This window comes from Homoserinimonas sp., assembly GCF_056262345.1.
Map to the genome: position 1 here is coordinate 1 of NZ_JBACFR010000111.1, position 7,939 is coordinate 7,939.

Sequence of the window (7,939 nt, forward strand, 5' to 3'; positions counted from 1 at the left end):
GGCACCGCGAACTTCACCGGCATGCAGGCCAAGTACGCGATCGAAAAGTGGACGAGGGTCCCCGTAGAGGTCGAGCTGTCGCACGAGTTCCGTTACCGCGACCCGATTCTCACCCCCAACACGCTTGTGGTCTCCACGAGCCAGTCCGGCGAGACTATGGACACCCTCATGGCGGTCAAGTACGCGCGCGAAAACGGCGCCCGCACGCTGTCCATCTGCAACACGCAGGGCGCAACCATCCCCCGGGAGTCCGACGCTGTGGTCTACACCCACGCGGGCCCCGAGGTAGCGGTGGCGTCGACCAAGGCGTTCGTCGCCCAGGTTATTGCGCTGTACCTTTTTGGCCTTCACCTTGCTGTTGTTCGGGGCACCTTGTCGAAGGATGAGGTCGCCGACATCGTCACGGAGCTCAACGAGCTCCCCGACAAGATGGCGACCGTTCTGGAGCAGCACGACTCCATCAAGCAGCTTGCTGGTTGGATGGCCGACACTCGCTCCGTTCTCTTCCTGGGTCGTCACGCCGGCTACCCGGTCGCGCTGGAGGGTGCCCTCAAACTCAAGGAGATCGCCTACATCCACGCGGAAGGCTTCGCCGCTGGCGAGCTCAAGCATGGGCCGATCGCCCTCATCGAACCGGGGATCCCGGTCTTCGTCGTCGTCCCGAGCCCTCGCGATCCGAACTCGCTGCACAAGAAGGTCGTCTCGAACATCCAGGAGATTCGCGCTCGTGGCGCCCGCATCCTGGCCATCGCCGAGCAGGGTGATGCGGCCGTTCTGCCGTATGCCGATGTCGTTATTCCTATCCCGCTGGCTTCGACGCTGATCGAGCCGTTGCTCGCGGTCATTCCGTTGCAGATCTTCGCTCTTGAGCTGGCTTCGGCCAAGGGCCTCGATGTCGACCAGCCGCGTAACCTCGCTAAATCGGTGACGGTCGAATAGGTCCCTCATGATCATCGGTGTCGGCGTAGATCTGGTAGATCTTGCACGATTCGAGCGCGCAGCCAGCCGCACACCGCGACTGCTCGACCGCCTGTTCGCTGAGAGCGAACAGTATGCGGGGGGCCGCCAGCGGCCGCTCCGGTCGCTCGCGGCGCGCTTCGCGGCCAAAGAGGCCCTCATCAAGGCAATTGGCGACTCGGCAGGGATGCGCTGGCACGACGTGCGCGTCGTCTCCAACGAACTGCGGAATCCGTCGTTCGAGCTTGATGGTGCGATTGCGGATGTTGTGGCGGCGCGCGGAATCACGCGCCTCCACCTGTCCATGAGTCACGATGGGGGAGTGGCGACCGCGTATGTGATCGCCGAAGGTGCGCCCGAATGAGCGGCGCACTGCGCAATCTCTCCGTGTCGCTCGGCGCCATAACTCGCAACGTCGAGCATCTGCGAAATGTTGTCGGCACGCAGCACACGATGGCGGTGGTCAAGGCGCAGGCCTACGGTCACGGCGCCGTCGAGAGTGCTCGCGCGGCCATTGCCGGAGGCGCCGACTGGCTCGGCGTTGCCGACATCTCCGAGGGTCTCGCACTGCGCCGGGCGGGCCTCGACGCTCCGATCCTCGCGTGGCTGCATGATCCCGAGCAAGATTTCTCGCAGGCTGTGGAGCAGCGCATCGATCTCGGTGTGAGCTACCTCGCCCAGCTCGACAGGGTTGCGGATGCTGGCTTCGCTCGAGTGCACCTCAAGGTTGATACCGGGCTGAGTCGCAACGGCGTCGAGCGCGCCCACTGGGCCGCCGTTTTTGCCAGGGCGGCGGAGCTGGAGAAGAGCGGGCGCATCCGCGTCGTCGGAATGTTCAGCCATCTGGCCAATGCCGGTCGAGCGAGCGACTTAGAACAGGTTGCCGTGTTCGACGAGGCAATTGCCGCCGCGCGGGATGCGGGGCTAAGCCCTGAGTTGCTGCATATTGCCGCGACGGCTGGTGCCATCGATCTGCCTGAAGCCCGCTATAACCTCGTGCGCCTCGGCATCGGAATCTACGGACTTTCGCCCTTCGAGGACCGCAGTTCCGCCGATCTCGCGCTTGAACCCGCGATGCGGCTGACCGCTCGCATCGCCGCAGTCAAGCGGGTTCCGGCTGGCTCGGGTGTTTCCTACGGGCTCAGCTATCGCACGGCGAAGGAGACGACGCTCGCGCTCGTTCCCCTCGGGTACGCCGACGGAATTCCCCGCCATGCCTCCGGCACTGGCGCCGTGTGGATTAACGGGGTTGTGTGCCCGATCGCGGGCCGCATTGCAATGGACCAGTTTGTCGTCGACCTCGGCACGGTCGAGGCGTCGATCGACGACGAGGTGGTGCTGTTCGGAGACTCAGCGGACGGGGTGCCGTCTGCCGATGAGTGGGCAGTCGCCTGCGACACGATCAATTACGAGATCGTCACCCGCCTCGGCGGGCGGATCGTGAGGAGCTTTCGCCCATGAGCGAGAACTCGTTCACGATCGACACCCCCGAGGCCATGGAGGAGTTCGGTGCTCGCGTCGCGCGCGAGCTGCGAGCCGGCGATGTCGTGGCGCTCAATGGTGAGCTCGGCGCGGGCAAGACCACCTTCACGCGCGGGTTGGGGCAGGCTCTCGGCGTGCGCGGCGCCGTGACGAGCCCCACTTTTGTCTTGGCTCGCACTCATCCGCGCCCAGCGGGTGGTGCCCCCCTAGTGCACGTTGACGCCTACCGCATGGGCAATCCGGCTGAGCTTGACGATCTCGACATCGACTTCGAGGGTTCAATAGTCGTGGTCGAATGGGCGGCGGGGATGCTCGACGCGGTTGTCGACGAATGGCTGGAGATTGGCATCGTTCGCCCTGTCGGTGGTGTTGAGTCCGAGGAGGGCGTAGAGCCTCGCCAGGTCACCGTCACAGGCCATGGCCATCGCTGGGCCGACATTAGGCTGGACTGATGCTGCTCTCTATCGATACGTCTGCCGGTACGAGTGTTGCCGTCGTCGACCGGGAGCGTGGCGTCATCGTCGAGCACTCCGAGGCTGATACTCGCCGCCATGCCGAGGTCATTGGTGAGCTTATTGCCCACTGCCTAGCCGATGCTGAGGTGTCGGTAACTGCTCTATCCGGTGTCGCTGTGGGCATGGGGCCGGGGCCGTTCACTGGCCTTCGCGTCGGCATCGCCGCCGGGCAGGCCTTCGCGCTGGGGGCTGACAAGCCCGCCGTTCGTGTCGTCAGTCACGATGCGCTCGCGTTCGGCCACTACGCGAGAGGCGGTCGCGGGCCGCTTCTGGTGGTCACGGATGCTCGCCGCAAAGAGGTCTACTGGTCCGCGTATTCCGGCGCTGACGATGTGGGGCTGCCTGTGCGCTCCGCTGCCCCCGGGCTCGTCTCCCCCGAAGGGCTCGCCGCCGCCGTACCCGGGTTCGCCGATCACGTTCGCCTCGACGCCACGGAGGTCTCCGCCGGCGATCTCGGCATGCTCGCCGAAACCATGTTCTTTCACGGCCGCCCGTTTGCCGGCCGCGAGCCGCTCTATCTGCGCTCTCCCGACGTGACCCTGTCGAGCGGGCCGAAGCGCGTCAGCTGATGGCCTGGCTCATGCGCAGGGCGAATCTTGACGACCTCGACGCCATCATGGAGATCGAGTCGTCAACATTCGGCAGCGATGCGTGGTCGGCGCGGGCGATGGCGTCCGAGCTCGATAATCCCCATACCTACTATCTCGTGGCCATCGCCGAAGCCGGCAACGCGATCGAGGGCTATGCGGGGCTTCTCGCCCCGCGCGGCGGCATCCAGGCCGACATCCAAACCATCGCGGTTGCGACGAGTGCCCGCCGCAAGGGCCTCGGGCGCGCGATGATGCTGCAGCTGATCACAGAGGCGCGCCAGCGCGGTGCCCGCGAGGTTTTCCTCGAGGTGCGCGCGGACAACCCGGGTGCGCAGGCGCTCTATGAGCAGCTGGGGTTTGAGGCCATCGCCGTTCGCCCCCGCTATTACCAACCAGATGGGGTGGATGCCGTCGTAATGCGACACGCGCTTGAAGCGCCGCGAGCATCCCCTGCGATCGGAGTCGACCATGACCATTGATTCACTGACAAGCCCGCGCGAGCCGCTCGTGCTGGGCATCGAGACGAGCTGCGACGAGACCGGCGTGGGAATTGTGCGGGGCACAACGTTGCTGGCCAATGTGATCGCGTCGTCGATGGATGAGCATGCTCGCTACGGCGGAGTGGTTCCCGAAATCGCGGCGCGCGCGCACCTCGAAGCGCTCACGCCAACGCTCAAAGCCGCGCTCGCCGAGGCCCAGGTCGATCTCCACGATCTCGATGCGATCGCCGTCACCAGTGGCCCTGGCCTCTCCGGTGCGCTCATGGTGGGTGTTGGCGCCGCCAAGGCCCTCGCGATATCGCTCGACAAGCCGCTCTACGCGGTCAACCACCTGGTCGGCCATGTGGGCGCAGACATCCTGAGCGGCGATCTTTCTGGGCAGACGCGCGCGGGTGATTCTGCCGATACCGCGTTCGAATACCCCACGATCGCGCTCCTTGTTTCGGGCGGACACACATCGCTTCTTCTCGTTCGCGATCTGGTCGACGACGTCGAACTGCTCGGCGAGACGATTGACGATGCGGCGGGCGAGGCCTTTGACAAGGTTGCCCGGCTGCTGGGTCTTCCGTACCCGGGCGGACCTCAGATCGACGCCGTTGCCGTCAACGGTGATCCCAACGCGATTCGCTTTCCGCGGGGGCTGAGCCTGCCCAAGGACATGGAGAAGCATCGCTACGACTTCTCCTTCTCTGGCCTCAAGACGGCCGTCGCCCGGTGGGTGGAGCAGCGCCGCGATTCCGGCGAAGAGGTCCCTGTGGCGGATGTTGCGGCCAGCTTTAGGGAGGCCGTAGCGGATGTCTTGATCACCAAGGCGGTCAAGGCCTGCCGCGAGCTGGGAGTGCCTCGGTTGTTGCTGGGGGGCGGTGTCGTGGCCAATGCCAGGGTTCGACAGCTTGCGGAGGAGCGCTGCGCGGCGGCGGGAGTGGCCCTGCGCATTCCGCCCCTGTCGCTGTGCACAGACAACGGCGCCATGATCGCGGCCCTCGGTGCACAGCTCGTCGCTGCGGGCAGGGCGCCATCCGGGCTCGGGTTCGGCGCAGATTCCACCCTCCCGGTTACAGACATTCAGGCGTAGGTTGGTTAGTCGCGCGATTGACACCTATTTTTGGCGCTGCCACGATGGGCAGCGCAGTATGTCAATTCGCGACTAAGGAGCCAGCCGCATGTCAGATACCACCCCTCCCGCTAACTCAGATTCGACCCCTGAGCCCACCCCGGTGCCCACCGCCGAGCCCACGTCGGCACCTATGCCGCCAGCACCTCCTGTGCCGCCTGCTCCGCCGGCCAGCCCCTATGGTGCCGCTACGACGGGCTCAGAAGCCCCCGCAAACCCCTACGCGTCGGCAGCGACGGCTCCCTCGGAGCCCAAGGTCCTGAGCATCATTTCGATGATCGCCGGAATCGTCGGCGTAATCAGCTTCGGCTACTTCGGTCTTGCGTCGATCGCGGCGCTCGTGCTCGGCTACATGGGGCGCAAGCGCGAACCGGCGGCTCGGGGATTCTGGCTCACCGGCATCATCACCGGCTGGGTCGGAATCGCCGCGATGATTCTCGTGTTCGTGTTCTGGATCATCTTTATCGTCGCGGCCGCGAACAGCGGCTACTCCAGCTACTCCAACTTCTAACGAAGGCTGCGGCCGGCCCAAGCCCGTCCCCAGTGCACCACCGGTACAGCTCGTGACGTAATGGAACTGAAAGGAACTCTGATGACTGACAACTCCAACTCCGAGATTCCGCCCGTCCCACCCGCGGGATCCGCGCCCAGCCCAGACGAACCTCGCCTGCCAGCATCGAGTTCGACACCCCCGCCCCCTCCCGCATCCTCGCCACCCCAGCAGTCGTACTCGCCGTACGCGTCAACGACCGCGTCGGAGCCCAAAGGCCTCAGCATCGCGTCGATGGTTGCCGGAATCGGCGGCCTCGTGCTGTCGTTCGCAGGCATCGGCATCCTCGCGGCTATCGCCGCAGTAATTTGCGGCCACCTCGCCCAGAAGCGCGAGCCGTACGCCCGCCCCTTCTGGCTCACGGGACTCATCACCGGGTATGTCGGCATCGGCCTTGCCGTGCTCTTCTTGCTGCTGTTGCTGCCGTTCGTGCTGCTGTTCTTTGCCGGGCTCGGCGGAGGCTGGGACTCCTACAACTACTAGGCGCCCGCTCGCTGCTGCAGCAGGCTAATCCCGCACCGCCAGCAGGGCGGTATGGCGGTCGGCAATCCGCGTCAAAAACAGGGTGGCCGATCCATCGCCCTTGAGCGCCATTTTCTTGCGGAACAGCGCGGGGTCGATATCAACTCCGCGCTTTTTGATTTCGAGGGTGCCGATCCCTCGCGCCGAGAGCTCTTTCTTGAGCTTGCGTTCGTCGAGGGCAAAGCGGTCAACGATGCGAAACCGGCTTGCGAACGGGGTGTCGATCGGGTCATCCGCCGTGACATAAGCGATTCCCGGGCTCACCATTCGACCGCCGATCGCGCGGGCAAGGTCTCCTATGAGGCGAGCCCGGATGACGGCGCCATCGGGCTCATAAAGATACGTTCCGAGGTCGCCGACCTCGACGTCGTCGCTGTCGGCCCCTCCCGTGAGTTCTGCCGCGCCGTGCTGGCCGATCACGAGGGCCGCGCGGCGGATGCCCGGGCGGGCGACCGCCCCCATCCAGACTCCCAACTCCACGACATCCCGGTCAACGGATATCCATTGGGCTTCCGCGTCGGCGGGGATGAGGTCGCGGTCGATGCCGGGCCCGAGCTTGACCCCGACAGGCATGCGCTCCGCGAGCCCAAACGCGAAGCCGAGCGAGGGCGACCAGTCGGACGGGTCGTGCAGGCGGCCCCGCTCATTGCGTCGGGCCGGATCGAGCCAGGCGGCGTCGACGCTGCTCAGGTCGACACTCGTGGCATCAGAGTTCTCCACCGTGACGGCGGGCCACGGAGCGAGGTTGTAGGCGGCGACTGCGGCGGTGACCTCATCCCGCTCAACGGCGGGCACGCCTAGGTCGAGGCCCGCTAGCGCCAGGGAGTCTGCGCCGATTCCGCAGCCCAGATCGGCAATGCGCGTGGCGCCCGCGGAGCGAAACCGTCCCGCATGCAGGGAGGCGACGCTGAGTCGCGTGGCCTGCTCGAGACCAGCCTCGGTGAAGAGCATCCTGGCCGCAAAGGGGCCGAACTTGGCGGCAGCGCGCCCCCGCAGTCGGGACTGGTTGAGCACCGCTGCGACCATTGCTGGCGGGTGGCCGGCGGCGCGCAGTTCGCTCACGGTGCGAACGACATCGTCGCGCGAGCCATAGGCGGGCAGCGAGTCGAGCAACCGCAGCCCCTCGGGGGACAGTACTTCTCGCAGCTCAGCGGCATCCATCCGTTCATTATTCAGGAACACCGATGCATTGGCACTCGGATTGCGAGAGTGCTAACCGGGCCGCTACAGTTGATCTGGCACTCTCCCCGTGAGGGTGCTAACCCCAAGTTTCTTCACGCACTTCAGAAAGAGGTCAACCGTGTCGGTGTCCATCAAGCCGCTCGAAGATCGCATTGTCATCAAGCAGGTCGAGGCCGAGCAGACGACTGCATCCGGTCTTGTCATTCCTGACACTGCCAAGGAGAAGCCCCAGGAGGGCGAAGTTGTTGCAGTGGGCCCCGGCCGCATTGACGACAACGGCAACCGCATTCCCCTCGACGTCGCCGTTGGCGACAAGGTGATCTACTCCAAGTACGGCGGAACCGAGGTCAAGTACGGCGGCGACGACCTGCTCGTGCTGTCGGCTCGCGACGTTCTCGCAGTCGTCGTCCGCTAAGGACCACACGCATTAGCCGATGAGGCCCCCCCGACACTGTCGGGTGGGCCTCATCGTTTTTATCGGCCGTATCGTTTCAGGGGGGAAACAGACCTCCCGGGATGTGCGTCTT

Annotated in this window: 11 protein-coding genes; 10 read left to right on the plus strand and 1 reads right to left on the minus strand. The window is 65.4% G+C overall.

Going from position 1 to position 7,939, the window contains the following annotated elements; genetic code table 11:
- The 9 genes from AC062T_RS05680 to AC062T_RS05720 all read left to right on the plus strand — a co-directional run.
- Positions 1 to 939, plus strand: a 939-nt coding sequence (locus AC062T_RS05680; RefSeq protein ID WP_476028206.1) for an isomerizing glutamine--fructose-6-phosphate transaminase, incomplete at its 5' end; no start/stop codon positions are given.
- A 7-nt stretch (positions 940 to 946) separates the two neighbouring features.
- Positions 947 to 1,321: a holo-ACP synthase gene (locus AC062T_RS05685; RefSeq protein ID WP_476028208.1), complete on the plus strand. Its 375-nt coding sequence runs from the start codon at positions 947 to 949 to the stop codon at positions 1,319 to 1,321.
- Positions 1,318 to 2,418 carry an alanine racemase gene (alr, locus tag AC062T_RS05690; RefSeq protein WP_476028210.1) on the plus strand — a complete coding sequence of 367 codons (1,101 nt, stop codon included), beginning with the start codon at positions 1,318 to 1,320 and terminating at the stop codon, positions 2,416 to 2,418. Before AC062T_RS05685 ends, alr begins: the two co-directional genes overlap by 4 nt.
- Entirely contained in the window at positions 2,415 to 2,891 is a 477-nt protein-coding gene (gene tsaE / locus AC062T_RS05695) for a tRNA (adenosine(37)-N6)-threonylcarbamoyltransferase complex ATPase subunit type 1 TsaE (RefSeq protein WP_199286537.1), read from the plus strand. The genes alr and tsaE overlap by 4 nt, the downstream gene beginning before the upstream one ends.
- Positions 2,891 to 3,523 (plus strand): tRNA (adenosine(37)-N6)-threonylcarbamoyltransferase complex dimerization subunit type 1 TsaB, encoded by a 633-nt coding sequence (gene tsaB, locus AC062T_RS05700; protein ID WP_476028212.1) that lies wholly within the window; start codon positions 2,891 to 2,893, stop codon positions 3,521 to 3,523. The genes tsaE and tsaB overlap by 1 nt, the downstream gene beginning before the upstream one ends.
- Positions 3,523 to 4,023, plus strand: coding sequence for a ribosomal protein S18-alanine N-acetyltransferase (gene rimI, locus AC062T_RS05705; protein WP_476028214.1), 501 nt, complete (start codon positions 3,523 to 3,525; stop codon positions 4,021 to 4,023). Before tsaB ends, rimI begins: the two co-directional genes overlap by 1 nt.
- Entirely contained in the window at positions 4,013 to 5,119 is a 1,107-nt protein-coding gene (tsaD, locus tag AC062T_RS05710) for a tRNA (adenosine(37)-N6)-threonylcarbamoyltransferase complex transferase subunit TsaD (protein WP_476028216.1), read from the plus strand. The genes rimI and tsaD overlap by 11 nt, the downstream gene beginning before the upstream one ends.
- Positions 5,120 to 5,207: 88 nt before the next feature.
- The gene (locus tag AC062T_RS05715; protein ID WP_476028219.1) at positions 5,208 to 5,669 is read left to right on the plus strand and encodes a DUF4190 domain-containing protein; all 462 of its coding nucleotides are present in this window, start codon (positions 5,208 to 5,210) and stop codon (positions 5,667 to 5,669) included.
- Positions 5,670 to 5,750: 81 nt separating this feature from the next.
- Positions 5,751 to 6,191 carry a DUF4190 domain-containing protein gene (locus tag AC062T_RS05720; RefSeq protein ID WP_476028220.1) on the plus strand — a complete coding sequence of 147 codons (441 nt, stop codon included), beginning with the start codon at positions 5,751 to 5,753 and terminating at the stop codon, positions 6,189 to 6,191.
- Between the two features lie 24 nt (positions 6,192 to 6,215).
- On the opposite strand, the gene AC062T_RS05725 is transcribed toward AC062T_RS05720, so the two are convergent.
- Positions 6,216 to 7,391 (minus strand): THUMP-like domain-containing protein, encoded by a 1,176-nt coding sequence (locus AC062T_RS05725; protein ID WP_476028222.1) that lies wholly within the window; start codon positions 7,389 to 7,391, stop codon positions 6,216 to 6,218.
- Positions 7,392 to 7,530: 139 nt separating this feature from the next.
- Here AC062T_RS05725 and groES point away from each other — a divergent pair, with 139 nt between their 5' ends.
- Positions 7,531 to 7,827: a co-chaperone GroES gene (gene groES / locus AC062T_RS05730; RefSeq protein ID WP_108517758.1), complete on the plus strand. Its 297-nt coding sequence runs from the start codon at positions 7,531 to 7,533 to the stop codon at positions 7,825 to 7,827.
- The last annotated feature ends 112 nt before the right edge of the window (positions 7,828 to 7,939 follow it).

What these genes read in the sequence shown, in the direction of transcription:
- AC062T_RS05685 (WP_476028208.1), top strand. Translation starts at nt 947, where the DNA reads ATGATCATCGGTGTCGGCGTAGATCTGGTAGATCTTGCACGATTCGAG.
- alr (WP_476028210.1), top strand. Translation starts at nt 1,318, where the DNA reads ATGAGCGGCGCACTGCGCAATCTCTCCGTGTCGCTCGGCGCCATAACT.
- tsaE (WP_199286537.1), top strand. Translation starts at nt 2,415, where the DNA reads ATGAGCGAGAACTCGTTCACGATCGACACCCCCGAGGCCATGGAGGAG.
- tsaB (WP_476028212.1), top strand. Translation starts at nt 2,891, where the DNA reads ATGCTGCTCTCTATCGATACGTCTGCCGGTACGAGTGTTGCCGTCGTC.
- rimI (WP_476028214.1), top strand. Translation starts at nt 3,523, where the DNA reads ATGGCCTGGCTCATGCGCAGGGCGAATCTTGACGACCTCGACGCCATC.
- tsaD (WP_476028216.1), top strand. Translation starts at nt 4,013, where the DNA reads ATGACCATTGATTCACTGACAAGCCCGCGCGAGCCGCTCGTGCTGGGC.
- AC062T_RS05715 (WP_476028219.1), top strand. Translation starts at nt 5,208, where the DNA reads ATGTCAGATACCACCCCTCCCGCTAACTCAGATTCGACCCCTGAGCCC.
- AC062T_RS05720 (WP_476028220.1), top strand. Translation starts at nt 5,751, where the DNA reads ATGACTGACAACTCCAACTCCGAGATTCCGCCCGTCCCACCCGCGGGA.
- AC062T_RS05725 (WP_476028222.1), bottom strand. Translation starts at nt 7,391, where the DNA reads ATGGATGCCGCTGAGCTGCGAGAAGTACTGTCCCCCGAGGGGCTGCGG.